The 20,446-nt window shown below is 67.4% G+C and carries 19 protein-coding genes; 11 read left to right on the top strand and 8 right to left on the bottom strand.

Annotated elements, in window-relative coordinates:
- Positions 1 to 32: 32 nt before the first annotated feature.
- Both ABD260_RS29255 and ABD260_RS29250 read left to right on the top strand, forming a co-directional pair.
- On the top strand, positions 33 to 833 hold the full coding sequence (locus ABD260_RS29255; protein ID WP_344238594.1) for an SDR family NAD(P)-dependent oxidoreductase: 801 nt from the start codon (positions 33 to 35) through the stop codon (positions 831 to 833).
- Positions 830 to 3,172 carry an ATP-binding protein gene (locus tag ABD260_RS29250; RefSeq protein WP_344238592.1) on the top strand — a complete coding sequence of 781 codons (2,343 nt, stop codon included), beginning with the start codon at positions 830 to 832 and terminating at the stop codon, positions 3,170 to 3,172. The genes ABD260_RS29255 and ABD260_RS29250 overlap by 4 nt, the downstream gene beginning before the upstream one ends.
- Before the next feature lie 79 nt (positions 3,173 to 3,251).
- On the opposite strand, the gene ABD260_RS29245 is transcribed toward ABD260_RS29250, so the two are convergent.
- On the bottom strand, positions 3,252 to 3,641 hold the full coding sequence (locus ABD260_RS29245) for a hypothetical protein (RefSeq protein ID WP_344238590.1): 390 nt from the start codon (positions 3,639 to 3,641) through the stop codon (positions 3,252 to 3,254).
- A 422-nt stretch (positions 3,642 to 4,063) separates the two neighbouring features.
- Between ABD260_RS29245 and ABD260_RS29240 the strand changes: the two genes are divergently transcribed.
- Both ABD260_RS29240 and ku read left to right on the top strand, forming a co-directional pair.
- The gene (locus ABD260_RS29240) at positions 4,064 to 4,252 is read left to right on the top strand and encodes a hypothetical protein (RefSeq protein ID WP_344238588.1); all 189 of its coding nucleotides are present in this window, start codon (positions 4,064 to 4,066) and stop codon (positions 4,250 to 4,252) included.
- A gap of 91 nt (positions 4,253 to 4,343) precedes the next feature.
- Entirely contained in the window at positions 4,344 to 5,177 is an 834-nt protein-coding gene (gene ku, locus ABD260_RS29235) for a non-homologous end joining protein Ku (RefSeq protein ID WP_344238586.1), read from the top strand.
- 16 nt (positions 5,178 to 5,193) lie between these two features.
- On the opposite strand, the gene ABD260_RS29230 is transcribed toward ku, so the two are convergent.
- The 3 genes from ABD260_RS29230 to ABD260_RS29220 all read right to left on the bottom strand — a co-directional run bounded on the left by ABD260_RS29230 (position 5,194) and on the right by ABD260_RS29220 (position 8,022).
- The gene (locus ABD260_RS29230; RefSeq protein ID WP_344238584.1) at positions 5,194 to 6,048 is read right to left on the bottom strand and encodes a CPBP family intramembrane glutamic endopeptidase; all 855 of its coding nucleotides are present in this window, start codon (positions 6,046 to 6,048) and stop codon (positions 5,194 to 5,196) included.
- Positions 6,049 to 6,204: 156 nt separating this feature from the next.
- Positions 6,205 to 7,437, bottom strand: a complete 1,233-nt coding sequence (locus ABD260_RS29225) for a flavin-containing monooxygenase (RefSeq protein ID WP_344238674.1) — start codon at positions 7,435 to 7,437, stop codon at positions 6,205 to 6,207.
- Between the two features lie 33 nt (positions 7,438 to 7,470).
- Entirely contained in the window at positions 7,471 to 8,022 is a 552-nt protein-coding gene (locus tag ABD260_RS29220) for an OsmC family protein (RefSeq protein ID WP_344238582.1), read from the bottom strand.
- Between the two features lie 74 nt (positions 8,023 to 8,096).
- Here ABD260_RS29220 and metX point away from each other — a divergent pair, with 74 nt between their 5' ends.
- From metX to ABD260_RS29205, 3 genes are read left to right on the top strand one after another with little or no spacing between them, the layout of a single operon-like run.
- A complete protein-coding gene (gene metX / locus ABD260_RS29215) occupies positions 8,097 to 9,293 on the top strand; it encodes a homoserine O-acetyltransferase MetX (protein ID WP_344238580.1) in 1,197 nt (398 codons plus the stop codon).
- Positions 9,290 to 10,609, top strand: a complete 1,320-nt coding sequence (locus ABD260_RS29210; RefSeq protein ID WP_344238578.1) for an O-acetylhomoserine aminocarboxypropyltransferase/cysteine synthase family protein — start codon at positions 9,290 to 9,292, stop codon at positions 10,607 to 10,609. Before metX ends, ABD260_RS29210 begins: the two co-directional genes overlap by 4 nt.
- On the top strand, positions 10,606 to 11,088 hold the full coding sequence (locus tag ABD260_RS29205) for a CoA-binding protein (protein ID WP_344238576.1): 483 nt from the start codon (positions 10,606 to 10,608) through the stop codon (positions 11,086 to 11,088). The genes ABD260_RS29210 and ABD260_RS29205 overlap by 4 nt, the downstream gene beginning before the upstream one ends.
- Positions 11,089 to 11,111: 23 nt before the next feature.
- Here ABD260_RS29205 and ABD260_RS29200 read toward each other — a convergent pair whose 3' ends face one another.
- The 3 genes from ABD260_RS29200 to ABD260_RS29190 form a co-directional block, all read right to left on the bottom strand.
- Positions 11,112 to 13,712: a TrbL/VirB6 family protein gene (locus ABD260_RS29200; RefSeq protein ID WP_344238574.1), complete on the bottom strand. Its 2,601-nt coding sequence runs from the start codon at positions 13,710 to 13,712 to the stop codon at positions 11,112 to 11,114.
- Positions 13,713 to 13,807: 95 nt separating this feature from the next.
- Positions 13,808 to 14,287 (bottom strand): SDR family oxidoreductase, encoded by a 480-nt coding sequence (locus ABD260_RS29195; RefSeq protein WP_344238572.1) that lies wholly within the window; start codon positions 14,285 to 14,287, stop codon positions 13,808 to 13,810.
- Between the two features lie 445 nt (positions 14,288 to 14,732).
- Complete coding sequence (locus tag ABD260_RS29190) at positions 14,733 to 16,007, bottom strand: MFS transporter (protein WP_344238570.1); 1,275 nt, start codon at positions 16,005 to 16,007, stop codon at positions 14,733 to 14,735.
- 68 nt (positions 16,008 to 16,075) lie between these two features.
- On the opposite strand from ABD260_RS29190, the gene ABD260_RS29185 reads away from it, so the two are divergent.
- Positions 16,076 to 16,459: a MerR family transcriptional regulator gene (locus ABD260_RS29185; protein ID WP_344238568.1), complete on the top strand. Its 384-nt coding sequence runs from the start codon at positions 16,076 to 16,078 to the stop codon at positions 16,457 to 16,459.
- A gap of 14 nt (positions 16,460 to 16,473) precedes the next feature.
- On the opposite strand, the gene ABD260_RS29180 is transcribed toward ABD260_RS29185, so the two are convergent.
- On the bottom strand, positions 16,474 to 17,205 hold the full coding sequence (locus ABD260_RS29180; protein WP_425553413.1) for a VIT1/CCC1 transporter family protein: 732 nt from the start codon (positions 17,203 to 17,205) through the stop codon (positions 16,474 to 16,476).
- Positions 17,206 to 17,377: 172 nt separating this feature from the next.
- On the opposite strand from ABD260_RS29180, the gene ABD260_RS29175 reads away from it, so the two are divergent.
- The 3 genes from ABD260_RS29175 to ABD260_RS29165 are packed head-to-tail and all read left to right on the top strand — an operon-like array spanning position 17,378 to position 20,405.
- Positions 17,378 to 18,439 carry an ABC transporter substrate-binding protein gene (locus ABD260_RS29175; protein WP_344238564.1) on the top strand — a complete coding sequence of 354 codons (1,062 nt, stop codon included), beginning with the start codon at positions 17,378 to 17,380 and terminating at the stop codon, positions 18,437 to 18,439.
- Positions 18,436 to 19,182, top strand: coding sequence for an ATP-binding cassette domain-containing protein (locus ABD260_RS29170; RefSeq protein ID WP_344238562.1), 747 nt, complete (start codon positions 18,436 to 18,438; stop codon positions 19,180 to 19,182). Before ABD260_RS29175 ends, ABD260_RS29170 begins: the two co-directional genes overlap by 4 nt.
- Entirely contained in the window at positions 19,179 to 20,405 is a 1,227-nt protein-coding gene (locus ABD260_RS29165) for a sugar ABC transporter permease (RefSeq protein WP_344238560.1), read from the top strand. Before ABD260_RS29170 ends, ABD260_RS29165 begins: the two co-directional genes overlap by 4 nt.
- Positions 20,406 to 20,446 lie beyond the last annotated feature (41 nt).

Genomic DNA, 20,446 nt, shown 5'->3' with positions numbered 1-20,446 from the left:
CACCCGGCGGCCCCACCACCTCCCACACAAAGATGAACCAGTTGGACTTCGAGCAGCAGCGCCACGGGTTTTTGGTTGGGCGGTTGGGGCTTAGCGGGCGTAGTGCGCTGGTGACTGGGGCGGCTGGTGGGATTGGGCGGGCGGTGGTGACTGGGTTGGTGTCGGCTGGGGTGGGGGTTGTGCTTGGTGATGTGGACGGGGATCGGTGTGCAGCAGCGGCCGCGGAGATTGACGCGGCGGGGTTGCCCGGTCGCGTCGTACCGGCCGAGTTGGACGTCACCGACCCGCGCGCCTGGGCCAAGTTCGCCCGCACCGCGCGCCGGCACTTCGGCTACCCCACCCTGCTGGTGAACAACGCCGGCGTCCTCGGCCGGGAAGGTCTCGAATGCCTCACTGCCGACGAGTGGGATCGTGTCGTCAACGTCAGCCAGCGCGGCACCTGGCTCGGCATGCAAACAATCACGCCAAGCATGCACCTGGCCGGCCGCGGCGCGATCGTGAACGTCTCCTCGGTCTTCGGCCAAGTCGGTTCCGGCGCCGCCTTCGCGTACCACGGGGCAAAAGGCGCCGTCACCGCCATGACCCGCGCCGCGGCCGTCGAACTCGCGCGGGCCGGCATCCGCGTGAACGCCGTCTCCCCCGGCCTGGTCCGAACTCCGATGACCACCGGCCTCCCGGACGAGTTCGTCGCCGACTTCGTAGCCGCCACCCCCATGCGCCGGATGGCGACCCCACACGAGATCGCCGCCGCCGTACTGTTTCTGCTGTCCGACGACGCCTCGTTCATCACCGGCACCGACCTGATCGTGGACGGCGGCTTCGCAGCGCGATGACTACCGGTGACGGACGAGATCCGACCCAGCCCGACTCGGCGCCGGTGTATTGGGCGAACGGCGTCTGCCCACCCACTCCATTGGTAGGACGCGACCACGACCGGGCCGCGTTGCGACGGATCATCCAGAGCCCCGCCCGGCTCGTCACGCTCACCGGTCCCGGCGGTACCGGCAAGACCCGGCTGGCCCAGGCGGTGGTCGAGGACGTACGCGGCACCTTCCGCGACGGCGCATTGCCGGTCGAGCTCGCGGCGCTGTCCGAATCACACCAAGTCACCAGCGCGGTCGCGGCGACCTGTGCCGCCGTACTGCACCAGAATCCCGCCGCACCAGAGACGATCCGCGACCAAGTACGAGACCGCGAGGTACTGCTGGTCCTCGACAACTGCGAGCACGTCGCGGACGGCGTCGCCGACATGCTGGCCGGCCTGCTGTCGTACTGTCCGAGTCTGCGCGTGCTGACCACGAGCCGCCAGCCGCTGCAGATCTACGGTGAACGGCTGTACCCGGTTCGGCCCCTCCCGCTGGCCGACTCGCGGCGGATGCCGTTCGCGGAGGTGGCCGAGACGCCGTCGATCGCGCTCTTCGTGCAGCGTGCCCGGGACGTCACGCCGGACTTCACGCTCACCGACGACAATGTGGACGACGTGGCCGAGATCTGCCGGCTGGTCGACGGACTGCCGCTCGCGATCGAGCTCGCCGCCACGAAGCTCCGGCTGTTCGCGCCGGCCGCGCTGCTGGCGAGGCTACGCGACGGCATCGACATCCTGCGCTTCGACCTGACCAACGTGCCACCCCGCCAGCAAAGCATGCGGACGGCGATCCAGTGGAGCTATCAGCTGCTCGGCACGCGGGAGCGCTACGTACTGACCAGCCTTGGCGTCTTCGCGGACGGATTCAGCCTCGCGGCCGCGGCGGCCGTCGCCCAGGTGTCCAAGAGCCTTGGTGAGGAACTGCTGGAATCCCTGCTGGACAAGGGATTTCTGTCCGTCTCGGCCGCCGCCGACGGCGAGCCCCGGTTCCATCAGCTGCGTACGATTCAGGCGTACTGCATCGAGCAACTGCGCGACACGATCGACGAGCACGAGGTACGCGACCGGCACGCCGTGTTCTTTCTCCAACTGGTCGCCGATGCCGAACAAGAACTCGGCGACGGCCGGCACGCCGCGTACTTGGGCCGGCTGCGCCCCGAGCAGGCCAACGTCCTGGCGGCGTACCGTCACCTGCGCTCCCGAGGCGATGCGGACAGTGCGCTGGCGCTCGCGACCTGGCTGGCGCGGTTCATGTTCAGCGAGGGGGAACTTGGAGCGGGCCTGCAGATGCTGAAGGAAACGCTTGCCGACCATCCGGTGCGTACGGGCCACCGGCGCCACGCCGATGCACTGCATTCGGCCGGGGCATTGGCGATGGCGGCCGGTGAGTACGCGCTGGCCGAGGACTATCAGCGCGGCGCGGTCGCGGCGTACCACCAGCTCGGCGCGGTGATCGGCGAGGCAGCCGCCCTGAACCATCTGGGCAATATCGCCCGGATCCGCGGCGACCTGCGCGCGGCCCGGACGCTGTGCGAGCAGAGCCTGTCGATGTGGCGGGAGGCTGAGGCGCCGGGCGCGGCCGCGCGGGCGCTGATCGACCTCGCGGTGATCTCACTGAGCCATGGCGACGTGCCGGCGGCCGACGAGGCGGTCGGCTTCGCGCTGCCGCTGCTGGAGGCGCATGGTGCCGATCAGAACGTCCGCGCGCTCGCGGGGCTGATCGCGTTCCGGCGCGGGGACCACCGGGAGGCGGAACGGATCTGCCGGTCCGCGGTGACAGCGGCGATCGAGCAGGGTACGCATCCGGAGACGCCCTTCGCGCTGGAGGCGCTCGCGTTGGTGCTGTCCGGTCATCGGCGACCTAGTAGCGATTTGACTGCTGTTCGGTTGATCGCGGCGGCCAATTCGATCCGCGCCGGAACGCAGAGCTACGCGTGCGCGCAGATCCTGTCGTACATCGACCGGACGTTGCAACAGTTGCGGCAGCGGCTCGGGCAAGTTGCCTTCGACAACGCTTGTATTGCCGGTCGGTCCCTTCCGCTGCCCACCTTGATGGACGAGGACGCCGGGCTGCTGAAGCAGTACGGCAAGCCGACCGACGACCTCGGGGACACGATGCTGACCGCCCGCGAACGCGAGGTGGTCATGCTGGTCGCGGAGGGTTTGACGAACCGTCAGATCGCGAACCGCCTGAACATCGCCGAGTGGACCGCCATCAACCACGTCCGCAACGTGATGCGCAAACTCGGGATGCCGTCTCGCGTCCACGTCGCCCAATGGGCCACCCAACGCCACCTCGCCCCGTGACGCGACGCCCGCCTGCATAGCCGGTCGTCCGTCGGGTCCGGTCGTCCGTCGGGTCCGGCTCGACGGGTGCCGTCCGGTGTCAGCGGTTGACGTCGTCGCTGTCTGCCCACACCAGATCGGTCACCTCGACGCGTACGGCCTCCAGCCGCTCATCCGCCAGTACATCCGCGATCAACGCCGCCGTACCACCGAGATAGGTCGAATCAAGATCGATCTCCGTAGCCACGCACCAGGCCCGATCATCCGGCCAGAACAGGTTAGGCGACTGCGGCAACAGGGACCTCGCCAACTCCCCCGCCGCGCCCAGCGGCCCCTCCATCAACACATAACTCCGATTAGGCAACTCCACCAGCGGACCATCCGCCCCGTACCCATCCCAAACGCAGAACCAGCACCGCTCCCCCGCCTCCGTGTGCCGCGCCAGCACCTCCCCCAACGCCGCCAACTGCGGCGCCGGCAACGTGCCCACCTCAGGCCCCTCATCCCAAGGCCTGTCCGCCGGCACCCGCGACCCCTTGCCCCTCCACCGACGATCGGCAAGCGCCCCGAACTGCACCCGCGGATGCACCACCCCACCCGACCACTCCGCCACCTCAGCCCACGTCACCGCAGCCCCACCCACCGCCGACGCCGAATGCAAAACCCGCGCATACGCCTCAAACCCGTGCGGCACCAACCCACCAACCCCGGACCCGAACGCCCCAACCCCCGCAACCACCCACTCAGCCGCCCCCACATCCCCCGCAACTCGAGCCAGCCGCCCCATACCCACTCCTCCACTAGACCACCCCAACCGTACCGACCGCCCTAGATCTCACTGGAAGGGGCTTGATTGGCCGCATTGTGAAACACCGGCAGGTCGTTGCCCGATACATCTATCGGGAGGGATCAATGGCATGTGAGACGGCACGACGACTGATCGCGCTGCTGCGACTCGTACAGCGCGGACCGGCAAGCTCGGGCACGCTGACGGACGAGGCAATGATCGACGACTGCTTCGGCCCAGGCGCGCCGTTACCGGCTGACCCGCAACTCAAGGACTGGCCCTGCACCTACTGCGACAACCCAACCGAAGCCTGAACACCGCGGGACCGGCTCGGCATCAGTCAACCGCAGTGTCGTACGTGGTGTGCGGTTGGGTACCGGCTGGTATGACGGGAGAGGAGTGGGTATGGCGCGGGCTATTTGGAGTGGGTATATCAACTTTGGGCTGGTTTCGGTGCCGGTGGGGATGTACAGCGCTACGCAGGAGCATGAGATCGACTTTCATCAGTTTCAGAAGGGGACGTCGGATCGGATTCGGTACAAGCGGGTGAACGAGCGTACGGGACGTGAGGTGCCGTACGACAAGATCGTGAAAGGGCATGACGTCGGTCGCGGTCAGTACGTGATCGTCGAACCGGACGAACTCGACGACATCGCGCCGGGGAAATCGCGGTCGCTGGAGATCGACACGTTCGTCGACCTGGACGAGATCGACCCGATGCACTTCCAGAAGAGCTACTACCTCGGCCCGTCCGACCCGGAGAACGCCTCGTCGTACGCCCTGCTCCGCGACGCGCTGGCGAAGACGAACCGCGCCGGCATCGCGAAGTTCGTGATGCGCGGCAAGGAGTACCTGGCGACCATCCGCGCCGACGGCAAGGTACTCGTCCTGGAGACGATGTACTTCGCCGACGAGATCCGCGACCCCGCCAAAGAGCTGGGCGAGCTGCCCCGCAAGGCAGGCGCCGGAAAACAACTCTCCATGGCCGTCGACCTGATCGAAGCCATGGCAGGCGAATGGAAGCCGACGAGCTACCAGGACACGTATACCGAACGCGTCAAGGACCTGGTCAAGACCAAACACGCCGGCAAGGAAGTCGTGTACTCCGAGGAGGAGCCGCAGGCAACCAACCCGACCGACCTGGTCGCCGCCCTGAGAGCCAGCGTGGAGGAAGCCCGCAAGGCCCGCACCACCAAGAAGAAGCCGACCAAGAAGAAGACACGGAAACGTGCCGCATAGTCGGCCACGGTTCTGCTTACAGTGACAGCAGGACGGGTACGGCGTTGGCGGCACCGTGAATTGTGCAAATCGGCCAAAGCACGCGGTACTTGCTCCACAGATAACCGAGCAGCAGTCCGAGAACGCCCTGGTTGACGAACGCCGAGGCGAGATCCTTCGGCAGGTCACCGGTGCCTTGGATCGCGATGTGCCAGCCCGCCCAGAGCACGGAGCTGAGTACGATCGCGGGCCAGCGACCGAGGATTGCCTCCCAACGGGACTGTAGCCACCGCCGGTAGAAGATCTCCTCGAGCAGGGCGTTGGCGAGGCACCCGACAACGAGCGCCGCGATCAACGTGCCCAGATCAAGCGTCGTCGCCAAGTCGCTGGCGGGAAGGGCCCACGGACCTGCATAGCTGAGGACCAGCCATGCCGCTACAGGTACCGCCGGTGCCCAACCGATCGACTCCGCGGTCGGTACACGCCAGGTCGCTCCGGTGCGCTTCGCGTACCAGAACATCGCCAGCGGTACGCCCAGTAGTAACGCCAGCTTCAAGAGGATGTGCGCCGGTTCGCCGCCGCCCGCCAAGCGCAGCGCCACCGCGAAGAGCACGGCCGACCCCAGAAGAACGCCCGCTTCGAGCCGGGACGGCCGCTGACTGCGTACGCCCGTCGCGGGCGCCGGCAGCAGCCGAACCAGCAGAAGACCAACCACTACAGGAATCCAGCGGTTCCACATCGGGATGGTCTCATCGGTGTCCGCCGTGAACCGCACCCCGGCGTTGCCGGTCAACGCCAGCCCCAGCGCCGACCCGGCGATCAGCAGCACTCCCCCGACCAGTACGAACACCCCGACGGTGCGCGCACGTGACTCCACCACCCCAGTGCGCATGCCGGAAAAGTACCGCATAAAGCACGCCTGCACTAAATCCAAGCCGCACGATCCGACCGTGCTCGCGGCGACGTCACCCGCGGTCCCGCCTGGTGTTCGGGGCCGATGGCAACCATAGTGCCGCGAGCACGGTCAGGGTTAAATCCTAGTAGACAACTAGCCTTTAATTGAATCGTCTCGCGCTTTGGGACGAGTACGTGCCGCCAAGTGCCGCGCGAGGTGGTCGGTCAGGTCGCGGGCGTCGTCCTCGATGCCGTACAAGAAGGTGGATTTGCGCCGGCGGAGAACAGGCAGGCCAAGGGCGTACAGGCCTGGGCTTTCGAGCACGCCGCCGTCGTGGCGCAGGTGGCCCTTCGGGTCGACGACCGGTACGTCGAGCCAGCTGTAGTCGGGCCGGAAACCCGTCGCCCAGATGATGGTCCGGATCTCGCCGCTGTTCAGGTCGAGCTGAAGGCGGGTCGTCGACGGAACCCGCGTCGGCTCGAAGCGGCCGGCGACGCCGAGTGTCTCGCCGGCCCAGGCGTCGAAGGTGTCGAGCAGCCGGGACAGCTTGAGGTCAGCGAGCGACAGCACGTTCCGCAGACCGCCGGAGAACAGCGCGACACCGTCGCGAACAGTCGCCAGCCGGCCGACCGGCTCGACGCCGATCGCGGTCAGGGTGTTGAGGTCCAGGGTCGTCCGCTCGGGTGATCCGATCAACTGCGGCGACGGCAGCCGGCGGGCGCGTTCGAGGTCGTCGATTTCGTCGTACCGCTGATTCCAGATGCCGGAGGCAACCATCCACCACAGGACGTCGCGGCCCTGGTACGTACGCGGCATCCGGGCCTGCTCGCCCACCGAGATGACCACTGGCCGGCCCGCGCGGCGCAGCTCGGCGGCCAACTGTGCTCCGGTCGCGGATGCGCCGACGACAAGCACACCACCGTCCGCCACCTGATCAGGATCTCGATAGCTGAAGGGCGTCAGCTGCTCCACGGTCGCGGGCACCGCGGTCGCGAACTCGGGTACGACCGGCCGGTTGAAGGCACCGGTCGCGATCACCACCGCGCGGCAGCTGATCTCGCCGTCGCTGGTCAGCACGCGATAGCCGGTGTCGGTACGTCGTACCGAGAGCACTTCGACACCGGTCCGTACGGGCGCGTTCGAGAACTTCGCGAAGCGCTCGATGAACTCGGTGACCTCGGCCATCGTCAGGTAGCCGTCCGGCTCCGGGCCATCGTAGTGATGGCCCGGCAGCCGGGTCAGCCAGTTCGGCGTCAGCAGGCGCAGCGACGGCCGGCGCTCGTACCGCCACGAGTTCGCCACTTCGCCGCGCTCCAGCACGAGGTGGTCGATGGACCGGTTCGTCAGGAAATGACTCGCGGCCAGACCCGCGTGGCCGGCGCCGATGACGACGGCCGACGTGTGTTCGATGGCCGTGCCTCAGGCGACTTCGACGGTGACGCTGGTCGGATTGGTGAGCGCGTCGAACACCGCGGAGCGCTTCTGCGACTGGGCCACGAGCGCCTCGATGTCCGCCTTGGACGCGTCCGCGTCGATCGTGAACGTCACCTTCACGTCGTTGAAGCCGTTGCGGACGTCGCTGTCGGCGCCGAGGATGCCGCGAATGTCGTGGTTGCCCTCGACAACCGACTCCACCGAGCGCAGCTGGATGCCACGGTTCTGCGCGACCGACGCGACGCCGGCGGTCAGGCAGCTCGCCAGGCCGACCAGCAGGTACTCGATCGGGGTGATGCCGTTGTCGTCGGCGGCGAAGACCGCCGGGTGGTCGGCCTCGAACACCGACGCGTTCTGGTGGGTCTGCTCTTCGCCGAGCCCGAAGAACTTCTCGACCGTGGTCGTGCTGTGCACACCCTTGCGCCAGGTGGACGAGGCCCGCCAGACGAACTGCGCGGCCTCGGGGGAACTCTTCAGCACCTCACGCGCGTCCAGCAGAGCCTGGACGTTGACGCCGTTGACAACCGTCGTAGTCATGTCGTGTGCTGCCCTTTCGTTCGGATTGAGACTTAGTCTATTGAATTAGTGCACATACTGACTACGATGACCACATGGTGGAGCCAGCCCCGGCGCTCGCGGCCGGCTCAGTCGGTCCGGTCGAGACCCAGTCCCTCGAACTGCCGGCACCCGTACCGCTCGATTGCGGGCGTGACTTGTACCCGGTGACGATCGCGTACGAGACGTACGGCGAACTGTCCCCGGCCCGCGATAACGTCATACTGGTCTGCCATGCCCTCAGCGGCGATGCCCATGCGGCGGGTACGTCGAAGGCGCCGGCGGAGAGTGCCCGCGACGGGTTCGGAGCCACCGACCGCGACGGCGCGTCCGGTCGCGGACTCGGCTGGTGGGACGGGATGATCGGGCCCGGCAAGGCGTTCGACACCGACCGCTTCTTCGTCGTCTCGACGAACTTGCTGGGCGGCTGCCGCGGGACGACCGGGCCGTCGTCGATCGATCCGGCCACCGGTGCGCCGTACGGGCCGGACTTTCCGGTCATCACGGTCGCCGACATGGTACGCACCGAGCGCGCGTTCCTGGACGCGCTCGGCATCGAGCGGCTCGCGGCGGTGGCCGGGGGTTCGCTCGGCGGCATGCAGGCGCTGGAGTGGGCCGTACGTTATCCCGACCAGGTCGACGCTGTCGTCGCGATCGCCAGCACGCACGCGCTGCACCCACAAGGGCTGGCGTGGAACGCGATCGCGCGGGAAGCGATCCGGCGCGATCCGGCCTGGCAGGGCGGGCGCTACTACGGCACAGGTCGCGGGCCCGACGCGGGCCTCGGCATCGCACGGATGGTCGGCCACATTACGTACTTGTCGGCGCCGGCCTTGGACCAGAAGTTCGCCCGCCGGCTGCAGTACGCCGACGACATCCAGTACACGATCGACGAGCCTGAGTTCGAAGTCGAGAACTACCTGCGTCATCAGGCGAACTCGTTCGTCAAGCGCTTCGATGCCAACACGTACCTCTACACGTCGCGGGCGCTGACGTACTTCGATCTCGCCCGTCAGCACGGATCGCTGGAGCGCGCGCTGGCAGGAGTCGCGGCGCGGACGCTGCTGATCGCGTTCAGCTCCGACTGGCTCTATCCGCCGCGGGCCTCGCGGGAGATCGAGCAGGCGCTGCGGTCGCTCGGCAAAGACGTCGAGCTCGAGGTGATCGACGCGCCGTACGGACACGACTGCTTCCTGCTCGAGGAAGCGCGCCAAACGCCCATCATCCGCCGGTTCCTGGAAAGGACCTCATGAGCTTAGAGGAAGCCCGCGCGTTCGGGTTCGAAACCCGGCAGTTGCACGCCGGGCAGCGCCCCGACCCGAACACCGGCGCCCGCGCGGTACCGATCTTCCAGACCACCAGTTATGTGTTCGAGGATCCGGAGTCCGCGGCGGCGTACTTCAACCTGCAGGAGTACGGGAACACGTACTCGCGGATCATGAACCCGACTGTGGCCGTGTTCGAGGAACGAGTCGCGAACCTCGAGGGCGGTGCCGGCGCGGTCGCGTTCGCGAGTGGGATCGCCGCGCAGGCGGCCGCGCTGTTCACGCTCCTGCGGCCCGGCGACCATGTCGTCGCATCGACAGCCCTCTACGGGGGCACGGTGAATCAGCTCAAGCACGTCCTTGGCAAGTTGAGTGTCGAGTTGAGTTGGGTCGATCCTGATCACGCGGACGCCTGGCGGCAGGCCGTACGCCCGAACACGAAGGCCTTCTTTGCCGAGACGATCGGCAACCCGGCGGGCAACGTGCTCGACATCGAGACCGTCGCGACGATCGCGCACGAACACGATCTGCCGCTGATCGTCGACAACACCTTCGCGACACCGTACCTGTGCCGCCCGATCGATTGGGGCGCCGACATCGTGATCCACTCGGCGACCAAGTTCCTCGGTGGGCACGGGACGAGCATCGGCGGTGTGGTGGTCGAGGCCGGCACGTTCGACTGGTCGAACGGGCGCTTCCCGGTGATCGCGGAGCCGTCTCCGGCGTACCACGGGCTGCGGTTCCACGAGACGTTCGGGACTTATGGGTACCTGATGAAGCTGCGCGCCGAGACGTTGCGCGACCTCGGGGGTGCGCTTTCGCCGTTCAACGCGTTCCTGTTCCTGCAGGGGCTGGAGACGCTGTCGCTGCGGATGGAACGCCATGTCGCCAATGCGCTGGCGGTGGCCGAGTTCCTCCGATCCCATGGGTTGGCGTCGAACGTGAGTCATCCCGGTCTCGCCGACAGCCGGTACCGTCCGCTTGTCGACAAGTACCTGCCGCGCGGGGCCGGCGCCGTCTTCTCGTTCGACTGCGCCGGCGGGCGAGCGGGTGGGCAAGGCCTCATCTCCGGTTTGACGTTGTGGTCTCATCTGGCGAACGTTGGCGACGCGAAGAGCCTGGTCATCCACCCAGCCAGTACCACCCATCGGCAGTTGAGCGACGAGGAACTGGCCGCGGCCGGCGTCGGTCCAGGAACCGTACGGCTGTCCGTCGGCACCGAGTCCGTCGACGATCTGATTTGGGACTTGCAGAACGGCTTCAAACACGTTGCCGCCAGCATCGACGGGCAGGTGACCGCATGACAGACCTCGGCCGGTACCAGGACCCGCTCGCCATTCAACGCGTCCTGCACAGCGCCAAGACAATCGCGATCGTCGGCCTGTCGTCCAACGAACTCCGAGCCAGCTATTTCGTCGGGTACTACCTCAAACGGCACGGGTACGAGGTTATCCCCGTGAACCCCCGCGAAACAGAGATCCTCGGCCAACCGTCGTACCCGAGTCTGCTCGACGTGCCCGTCCCGATCGACGTGGTGAACGTCTTCCGCGCCCCCGACGCCCTCCCGGACATCGCCCGCGACGCAGCAGCCGTCAACGCCGGCACGCTCTGGTGCCAATTCGGCGTCATCAACCTCCCAGCCGCCCAACTGGCCGAGGACGCCGGCCTCACCGTCATCATGGACCGCTGCCTGAAAATAGAACACGCCCGATACACCGGCCGAATGCACTGGCTAGGCTTCAACACCCACCAAATAACCTCCACCCGCTCCGGCCTCCAGTAACTTCCAGCCGACGCCCGTGACTGTCACAGGTGATCGGTCGTCGGGTGGGCATCGAGTGGCGCTCGGCTGGGTGTTGCCAGGAGGTGGGCCGCGAGGAGTGGGAGGGCGAAGCCGATCATGATGGCGGGGAGGGCTACGCCGGCGTCGTTGAGGAGCATGCCGATCAGGCCGCAGGTTGACAGGGCGAGCAGCGTTGGTCGGGCCATCGGGAGCTTGTTGTAGAAGGTGCGGTAGGCCGGGAACGGTACTCGGCCGGGCAGGACCGTGGCGACCATCCACAACACGACTCCGGCCAGCATTGCCCAACCGCCTATACCCGTGAACGGATGCGCGGCCGCCTGTAGTTTGCGGATCAGGAGCTCGCTCGCGTCGCCGTCCAGGAACCGCGCCACGAACGCGCCGAAATGAGTGCGCGCCTCCGGCGGACGTGAATAGTCGGCGAATGCCACGGCGGACACAGCCAGCAAACCAGCCAGGCCCTCGCCGATCAGAGCACGCAAAGAAATGTTGCCGCGCCACGTCAGCCAAGCCATCAGCAGTACGGCGGGAGTCAGCGCAATGATGCCGCCGAAATCCGTCCCCCAACCCGGCCAGCCGTCGACGACAATCGCGGCGCCACCAATGGCGAGTACGGCAATCGCAGCCTGCGCTCTGCTCTTGTTGATCAGCCTTTGCGCAACCGCACCGGCAGTGACGAGCGCAGCGACCGCAAGCGTCGCGAAGGTGGAGTTTCCGAAACCATAGAACCGTCCGCCCGTGATCGGCCCGTCGGTGAACATGCTCCCGAATTGCAGGGGCGTCCCGAGTACGCCATCCAGCAAGAGGGTCAGGTACGCCGCCAAGGCAATGCCGAGAAATGCATCCCGCTTCAGCACGCATTGAGCGAGTCCGGCCAATATCACACTTCCGCCCAGAACCACGCAGTACAAGGAGAAACCAGGCGCCGGCCAGCGCCACCAAAAGGTCAGCGTGGACAGAAACACCGAGACAAAGAACCCGCACTGAACAAGCAGCGTGAAGACGAAGGTACGCCGGGACCGCGGACTGCGCTTGATCCAGAACCACGCCAAAGCAAGGAGTTCCGCAGCTAGAATCGTGAGCGAGACCGCGATCAACCTCGGCCGTTGCTGCTCGAACCGCTGGTTGAAGTCAAGCCTGTTCTCGATCACCGCGCCCACGTCGCTGGACCGGTCGCCGGTGGCGCGGATCGGACTCCCATCCAGCGGACCGGCGTTGTCCACACCGGACAGATCGCTGGTACCGGGAGTCCGCTCGTGGACGATGGTCGCGGTGATGTCGCTGAGCTGAATCAAACCCGGCCGGCGCGTACTGGCGCTGGTCAGCCATCCCGAACCGCCCTCCGGCGCAAACTGCATCGCCACCAGCAACTCGCGCCGCGCCTCCGCCGATTGCTGCCCAATCCCGACAAGCAGCACCCGCCCCCCAGCCCCCTTGACCCGCGCAACAAGCTCCGCGATCCGCCGACCAGCGTCACGATGCCCGGCCAGAGCACCACCACCCTCCCGCCCAGCGACAGCACCCGCGTCACCATGCCCGGCCCAAGCACCACCACCCTCCTGCCCAGCGACAGCACCCGCGTCACCATGCCCGGCCAAAGCACCACCACCTTCCCGCCCGGCCAGAGCACCACCACCCTCCTGCCCAGCGAGAGCACCGGCTTCACGGCGCCCGGCGAGAGCACCCGCGTCACCATGCCCGGCCAGAGCACCGGCATCCTCCTGCCCAAGGAGAGCACCGGCGTCGACGATTGCGGCGCCGCAACTGTTGCTCGCCAGCCTCGCCGCGTCGAACTCAGGGCGCCAGTTCGCCACCGAGCCGTCCGCCCTCGCCAGCGCGATCGCAGCACCCGCACCGAACCCACAAACCAGCTGACCAGCCCGACCAGACCCACCGCCCCGACCGGACCCACCAGACTCGCCAGCCCGAACACCCCGACCAGCCTCACCGGACTCGCCAGCCCGACCGCGCCGACCGGACTCGCCGGACTCACCAGGCCGACCGGACTCACGGGACTCACCGGAGTCGCCAGCCCGAGCGGACTCACGGGACTCACCGGCTCGACCGGCTTCACCGCCCCGACCGGCCTCACTAGGCCGCCCGGCGTGACCGGTCTCAGCGGCCTGGGCGATCTCGCCGAGGCGGCCGATTCGTGCGCCGGTGTGGTGCTCGGCCTGCCGGTTCGCGTACGCCCGCCAGCCCGCGACCTCGCCACCAGTGATCGCCGGCAGCGCGCCACAAGCCTCCCCCGGACCACTCCCCCACGCACGCGCACCCGCACTGATCGTCAGCCACCCGTCGATCGGACAAGTGACAGGACCAGCCGTCTTAACGGTGATCGAGCCGACCTGCGCCTCGCCCACCAGCGCAGTCAACTCGGGCGACGCCTTCACCGCCTCCCACGTCAGCCCAGGTACGCCAATCACCACCACCTTCGCCGCCGGCGCCACCTTCCCCACCGGCGCAACCCGCGCAACCGCCGCAACCGGCACCACCTCCGCTTCCGCCGGCGCACTGATCGCCGATACCCCACCCACAGCCGCCACCACCGCAGTTACGCGCAGCAGCTTGCGGCAAACCGTCCCCGGAACACGAGTGAAGAACATAGATACTCAGTATGCATACCGCGTATGCATCCAGCAACTTTCCCTGACACCGCAACCGCCCGCCAAGCCGGCCCTGCTCTGCGGCCCCGGCGGACTCAACGCAGGCAGTAGCCGCCGTCGGGATATTTCGTCGCACCGGTCAGAAAGCCGTTGGTGAACAGGAACACGACCGTCTCGGCGACCTCCGACTCGCTCCCGACTCGGCCCAGCAAGCTGTCCCGGCGATACCGCGCAAGGCCGGCCTCACGTACGTCGTCGGACCGTTGCGCCCAGAGATTGCCATCGATCGTTCCGGGCGAGACGACGTTGACGCGTACCGGTGCCAGCTCGAACGCCAACCCGCGGCCCAGTCCTTCAACCGCCGCATTGCAGGCCACGTACGCGGGAGCAGCCGGCGTGAAGAGATGATCGATCCGCCCAAGCGGCTCCACGAACGCGGCCAGCGAAGCCTTGTCGGCGCTGTCCACGACCCGCCAACTGGCCGCGCCGCCAAGCGAACCGGCCGCCGCGGCCAGCTTCTCTCCCGGTCCCGTCCCCGAGTACGACGCGCGCACCGCCCGCGCAGGCCCGGACATGTTCGCTCCGCGTTCAACGTGTACTGCCACCGACTCCCGGCGAAAGCACGAGTCCGAAGCACACCTCCACAGGCGGCGTTAGCACGGGCGGCGTACAACGCCTGGCGAAGGGCCCCAGGCGAATGGCACCTGGCGAAGGGCGGCGGCGTACGGCGCGTGGCGAAGGGCCCCGGGCGTACGACGCGGACCGCCCGCGCCGGCCGGGCGCGATGTTAGCTTCGCATTCAGGTGTACTGCCACCGACTCCCGGCGAAAGCACGTGTCCGAAGCACACATCCACAGGCGGCGTTAGCACTGCGGCGTACAACGCCTGGCGAAGGGCCCCAGGCGAACGGCACCTGGCGAAGGGCCGCGGACATACGGCGCCTGGCGAAGTGCGGCGGGCGAACGGCGTGCGGCGCGTGGCGAAGGGCGGCGGGTGTACGGCGCCTGGCTAAGTGCGGGTTCATGGTGTTGTCTGGGTTGTGGGGAAGGCGTTGCGGTGGGTGGCGGTGATGATGAGCAGGCTGATGGCTCCGAGGATCGCGGCTGCGGTGGCCGCCGTGGCCGCGCCGAGGTCCTGGAGGATGAGGCCGCCGATGATTCCGCCGAGCGCCATCGCGGCATTCCACAAGGTGACGAGGATCGCCTGGGCGGTGTCGGCGACGGCCGGTCCGCCGCGGAGGCCGGCCTGACCGGCGGCGGTCTGGAGCAAGGTGGGCATACCGCCCCAGCCCAGGCCCCACACAACCGCGGCGATCCAGACGACCGGATGCGCCTGCGTCGCGGCCATCACCGCGACGGACAGTGTGAAGAGTGCTGCCCCGGTCAACGCCAGCGTCCGCAAGTGCTGATCGATACCCCGCCCCACGTACCAGATGCTGACCAGGCATGCGAGGCCGAATGCGAGCAGTACCGCGTCGGTGGACGGTCCGAGGCCGGCGTGCCACAGGTACGGCGCGATGTATGCGTAGATGATCGTGTGACCCAGCACGAAGGCCACGACCACGAGCAGGATCGCTGCCACGCCAGGCACTTTCAGAGTCTGTCGCGCGGACGATCTCCCGGCGCCCACGATCCCCGGCCGCTCGATAGGTGACCGCTCGATGGGTAGACGTTCGACGGCTGGACGGTCGAGCGCCGGCCGGGCGACGGATGGTTGGTCGACGGGCGGTACCGAGCGGATGATCCACATGACGACGGCGATCGTGAGTATCGACACGGCTGCGAATGCTGCTTGCCAGCCCACGCGTTGCCCGAGCAGCGTGCCGGCCGGCACGCCCAGGGAGAGCGCCAGCGGGATCCCCGTCATCGCGATCGCGATCGCGCGCCCTTCCAGCCCGGCCGGGGCGATTCGCCGCGCGTAGCCCGCAAGGATCGCCCACGCGAGACCGGCGGCGACCCCGGCCAGGAACCTGGCGAACAGGAGCACGGCGTATCCCGGTGCGGCAGCGGTGAGAGTGTTGGCGATCAAGAAGGCCGTCATCGCCAAGAGCAGCAGGGGTTTGCGCCGAACGGAGGCAGTCATCGCCGTCAGCGGGATGGCGGTCAGGGCGGTGCCGGCCGCGTACACGGTGACTGCTTGACCGGCGGCGCCCGAACTGACGCCCAGCGTGGCGGACATCTCCGGCAGGACTCCGGCGGGCAGGGTCTCGGTCAGGCTGGTGATGAAGACAGCGGTCGCCAACGCCGTCAATGCTGACCAGGACAGCCTGACGGGTCGCGAACTTGTGGTGGTCATGGCAACGATCCTCAAACCCTCACATTGATGTGATGGTCAAGTACGCGATCCGCGACTAGGCTGACCGCGTGCGCATCGGTGAGTTGTCACGGCTGACCGGAGCATCGCGCCGGCTGCTGCGGTACTACGAGGAGCAAGGGCTGATCGTCCCGGACCGGAGCGCGAACGGCTACCGGGAGTACGACGACCGGTATGTCGATCGCGTCCAGCAGATCCAGGGTCTACTGGCGGCCGGGCTGCCGACCCGGATCATCAAGCAGATCCTGCCCTGCCTGGACAAACCCCGATCGATCCATTTCCCGGACGCGACACCGGAGATGCTGACCGTACTGACGGACGAGCGCGACAAGCTCAGTGCCCGGATCGACGTACTGATCCGCAACCGTGATGCGATGAGCGAATACCTGACCGAGGTCGAACAACACCGCGCCCCGGCCGTCGACCGCCGCTGAGCGCGTAAGACCGCTCAGAGTGCGCCTGAGCCGACGAGTTGGCCGAGGGCGTACGTGACGGCCATGGCGAGGGCGCCGCCGACGACGAGTCTGGCGACCGCGGGCGCCGGGCGTGACTCGCCCAGCCGCGCGCTCAACGCCCCGGTGCCGGCGAGCGCGAGCAGTACGACGGCGAACGTGATCGGTACGCGAATCCCAGGCCCCGGGATGAGGATCGCAATCAACGGCAGCAACGCCCCGACCGTGAAGGCGAGCGCGGACGCACCAGCCGCGTGCCACGGATTCGTCAGCTCATCAGGACGAATCCCCAACTCCGCCTCGGCATGCGCCATCAACGGATCCCGCTCAGTCAGCTCCGCCGCTACCAGTTCCGCCGTCTCCGGCCGCAGGCCCTTGGCCACGTAGATCGCAGTCAGCTCCGCCAACTCGTCGGCAGGCGCCTCGGCCAGTTCAGCCTCTTCCTTGGCCAGCAGCGACCGCTCGGTATCACGCTGACTGCTGACGGAGACGTACTCGCCCAGCGCCATAGACACCGCACCAGCACTCAGACCCGCCACACCCGCGGTCAGAATCGCAGTCCCCGAGGTGGTCGCCCCGGCCACACCGACCACCAGTCCCGCCGTCGAAACGATGCCATCGTTGGCCCCCAGGACCCCGGCCCGCAACCAGTTCAGTCTTTCGGCCAGGCCGCCACGATGCGGTTCACCGGGATGCGCGGACACCTGATCGAAGTCAGCCACGGTCATCGACCTCCGGATCGAGCCTGCGACGTACACCGCCGATTGTGACCTTACGCCCCGGCTCCGGGAAGTTCGGCCGAAGCTCAGCGCAGCCAACCCTTGACAGTCCGTGCACACCTGCGGTTTTGTAACAGCCTTCGTCGTGAATTTAACAGCAATCTCTGAGAGGCGTGGGCGGATGAAGCGTTACGGTGTACTGGTTGCCGCGGGACTGCTGGCGCTCTCGACCACCGTGACGGCGTGTGGTTCGGGTACCAAAACCGCCGGCGGTACGGATGCGAAGATCGCGTTCTTGATGCCGGACATCGCCTCCACCCGGTACGAACTGTTCGACGCGCCACTGTTCACCGCGAAAATGAAGGAACTGTGCGCCGGCTGCCAGGTGCTGTACCAGAACGCGGCAGCCGACCCCGCCAAGCAGCAGCAACAGGCGAACTCGATGCTCGCGCAGGGCGTGAAGGCGATCGTGATTGATCCGGTCGACTCCGCCGCGGCCGCCTCGATCGTGCAGGCCGCCCAGGGCCAGGGCGTCCCGGTGATCGCGTACGACCGGCCGATCCCCGACAAGAAGGCCGACTACTACATCTCGTTCGACAACGAGAAGATCGGGCAGCTGATCGCTCAGTCGCTGGTCGACCACCTGAAGGCGACCAAGGCCACCGGCGGCATCCTGCAGGTCAACGGCTCCCCCACCGACGCCGCGGCCGGCCTGATCAAGAAGGGCATCCACAGCGCGGTCGACCCGAGCGGCTTCAAGCTGCTGGCCGAGTTCGACACACCGGGCTGGACACCGCCCAAGGCCCAGGAATGGGTCAGCGGCCAGATCACTCGCTTCCCGAACCAGATCGCGGGCGTGGTCGCGGCCAACGACGGCACTGGCGGCGCAACCATCGCCGCATTCAAGGCAGCCGGGGCCAAGGTGCCGCCGGTCACTGGGAACGACGCCGAACTGGCAGCCCTCCAGCGGGTGATCTCCGGCGACCAGTACAACACGATCTCGAAGCCGATCAAGATCGTCGCCGACGCGGCCGCGACCGTCGCCCATGAGTTTGCCAAGGGCAACAAACCGGCGGGCAAGACGACCCTTTTCGACACTCCGTCGGAGCTCTTCACACCGACCGTCGTGACCCGGGACAACATCGCGAAAGTACTGCAGGAGCCGGGTTTCGCGGTGAAGATCAGTGACGTTTGCACAGCCGAGTACAAGGCGGCGTGTACGCAGCTGGGCCTGAACTCATGACGACTCTGCAACTGCGCGGCATCCGCAAGAACTTCGGTGCCGTCGCGGCCCTGACCGATGTCGACCTCGCTGTCGATGCCGGCCAGGTGGTCGCCGTCGTCGGTGACAATGGGGCCGGCAAGTCCACTCTCGTCAAGGTGCTGTCCGGCGTACACGCTCCAGACGCGGGCGCGATCGTCTTCGAGGGCCGTGAGGTGTCGATCCCGGGCCCGGCGGCGGCGCACAAGCTCGGCATCGCGACCGTGTTCCAGGACCTTGCGCTCTGCGAGAACCTGAACGTGATCGAGAACCTCTTCCTCGGCCAGGAGCTCGGCCCGTTCCGGCTCGACGACGTCGCGATGGAGGTCCGGTCCTGGGAACTGCTTCGGCAACTGTCCGCGAAGATCCCCGCCGTCCGGCTGCCGGTCGCGGCGCTGTCGGGCGGTCAGCGCCAGACGGTCGCGATCGCCCGAAGCCTGTTGGGCGATCCGAAGATCATCATTTTGGATGAGCCGACCGCGGCCCTCGGTGTCGCGCAGACCGCCGAGGTACTGAGCCTGATCGACAGGCTCCGGGAGAACGGTCACGGCGTGATCATGATCAGCCACAACATGGCCGATGTACGCGCTGTCGCCGATCAGGTCGTGGTCTTGCGGCTCGGGCGGAACAACGGTGTCTTCGATGCCCGCAGTACGTCCTCGGAGCAGCTCGTGGCCGCGATCACCGGCGCCGGCGCCGTACCGACTGAAGGAGTAAGGCAGTGACCGCCACCGATCTCACCGACGAGCGCCTCCGCCGCGCTTCCGGCGCGCGCGGTGCGGCCACCGCCTTCCTGGACCGGGTCCGGGCCGGTGAGCTCGGAATGGTTCCCGTGATTGCCGGGCTCTTGGTGATCTGCGTGGTACTGCAGATCATGAACCCGATCTTTCTGTCCAGCACGAACCTGGTGAATCTGCTGATGGAATGCGTACCGGTCGGGGTCATTGCCCTCGGCATCGTGTGCGTACTGCTCGTCGGGCAGATCGATCTTTCCGTCGGATCGATCAGCGGATTGTGCGCCGCGATCACCGCGATCCTTTTCGTCAAAGAGGGTTGGCCGGCTTGGCTGGCCGTTTTGCTCTCGCTCGCAGCCGGCGCGGCAATCGGTGTGCTGTACGGGCAAATCTTCAACCGGATCGGCATTCCCACCTTTGTGATCACGCTGGCCGGGCTGCTTTCCTTCCTCGGGCTGCAGCTGAAAGCGCTCGGGGCGATCGGTTCGGTCAATCTGCCTTTCGACTCCGGGCTCGTGGAGTTCGCCCAGCTGTGGTTCGTACCCGACTGGCTGTCGTACTTGCTCGTGGTCGTTGCCGCGGGTGCGCTCTTCGGTGTGGGGTTTCGGCACGCGGCCAAGCGGCGCGCGGCGAACCTGTCGGCCAAGTCGCTTCGCTTCCTCGTGGTGCGAAGCTGCGTACTCGCGGCCGGTCTGGGTTTCGTCGTCTGGTACTTGAACCGGACGCGCGGCATCGGGTGGATGTTCGTACTGTTCATCGCTCTCGCGCTGGCGCTGCACTACGCGCTGTCGTCGACCAAGTGGGGCAAGGCCATGTACGCGGTCGGCGGCAACGTCGAAGCCGCGCGCCGGGCGGGCATCAACGTACGGCTCATGTACGTCTCGGCGTTCACGATCTGCACCACGCTGGCTGCCTTCGGCGGCATCCTCGGCGCGGCCCGGCTCGCGGCCGCCAACCAGGCCAGCGGCGGCGGAGACGTCAACCTGAACGCGATCGCGGCCGCGGTGATCGGCGGTACCTCGCTCTTCGGCGGGCGCGGGACCGCGTTCGCCGCCGTGCTCGGAATGCTCGTCATCCAGTCGATCTCGAGCGGCCTGACGCTGCTGAGCCTGGATTCGTCCTACCGCTTCCTCGTCACCGGCGTCGTACTCCTGCTGGCAGTTGGCGTCGACTCCCTGGCCCGCCGCACCCGCGCCAGCCACGGCCGCGCCTAAGCACCGGAGTGCCCCTGCCGCCGCATCGGCAGGGGCACTCT

The sequence above is a fragment of the Kribbella hippodromi genome (assembly GCF_039531045.1).
Lineage (GTDB): Bacteria > Actinomycetota > Actinomycetes > Propionibacteriales > Kribbellaceae > Kribbella > Kribbella hippodromi.
This window is presented reverse-complemented; position numbering and strand designations above follow the sequence as displayed.

Bases quoted from the DNA above. Each gene is read 5' to 3' on its own strand.
- ABD260_RS29255 (WP_344238594.1), top strand. From the start codon at position 33: ATGAACCAGTTGGACTTCGAGCAGCAGCGCCACGGGTTTTTGGTTGGG.
- ABD260_RS29250 (WP_344238592.1), top strand. From the start codon at position 830: ATGACTACCGGTGACGGACGAGATCCGACCCAGCCCGACTCGGCGCCG.
- ABD260_RS29240 (WP_344238588.1), top strand. From the start codon at position 4,064: ATGGCATGTGAGACGGCACGACGACTGATCGCGCTGCTGCGACTCGTA.
- ku (WP_344238586.1), top strand. From the start codon at position 4,344: ATGGCGCGGGCTATTTGGAGTGGGTATATCAACTTTGGGCTGGTTTCG.
- ABD260_RS29230 (WP_344238584.1), bottom strand. From the start codon at position 6,048: ATGCGCACTGGGGTGGTGGAGTCACGTGCGCGCACCGTCGGGGTGTTC.
- ABD260_RS29220 (WP_344238582.1), bottom strand. From the start codon at position 8,022: ATGACTACGACGGTTGTCAACGGCGTCAACGTCCAGGCTCTGCTGGAC.
- metX (WP_344238580.1), top strand. From the start codon at position 8,097: ATGGTGGAGCCAGCCCCGGCGCTCGCGGCCGGCTCAGTCGGTCCGGTC.
- ABD260_RS29210 (WP_344238578.1), top strand. From the start codon at position 9,290: ATGAGCTTAGAGGAAGCCCGCGCGTTCGGGTTCGAAACCCGGCAGTTG.
- ABD260_RS29205 (WP_344238576.1), top strand. From the start codon at position 10,606: ATGACAGACCTCGGCCGGTACCAGGACCCGCTCGCCATTCAACGCGTC.
- ABD260_RS29200 (WP_344238574.1), bottom strand. From the start codon at position 13,712: ATGTTCTTCACTCGTGTTCCGGGGACGGTTTGCCGCAAGCTGCTGCGC.
- ABD260_RS29195 (WP_344238572.1), bottom strand. From the start codon at position 14,287: ATGTCCGGGCCTGCGCGGGCGGTGCGCGCGTCGTACTCGGGGACGGGA.
- ABD260_RS29190 (WP_344238570.1), bottom strand. From the start codon at position 16,007: ATGACCACCACAAGTTCGCGACCCGTCAGGCTGTCCTGGTCAGCATTG.
- ABD260_RS29180 (WP_425553413.1), bottom strand. From the start codon at position 17,205: ATGACCGTGGCTGACTTCGATCAGGTGTCCGCGCATCCCGGTGAACCG.
- ABD260_RS29175 (WP_344238564.1), top strand. From the start codon at position 17,378: ATGAAGCGTTACGGTGTACTGGTTGCCGCGGGACTGCTGGCGCTCTCG.
- ABD260_RS29170 (WP_344238562.1), top strand. From the start codon at position 18,436: ATGACGACTCTGCAACTGCGCGGCATCCGCAAGAACTTCGGTGCCGTC.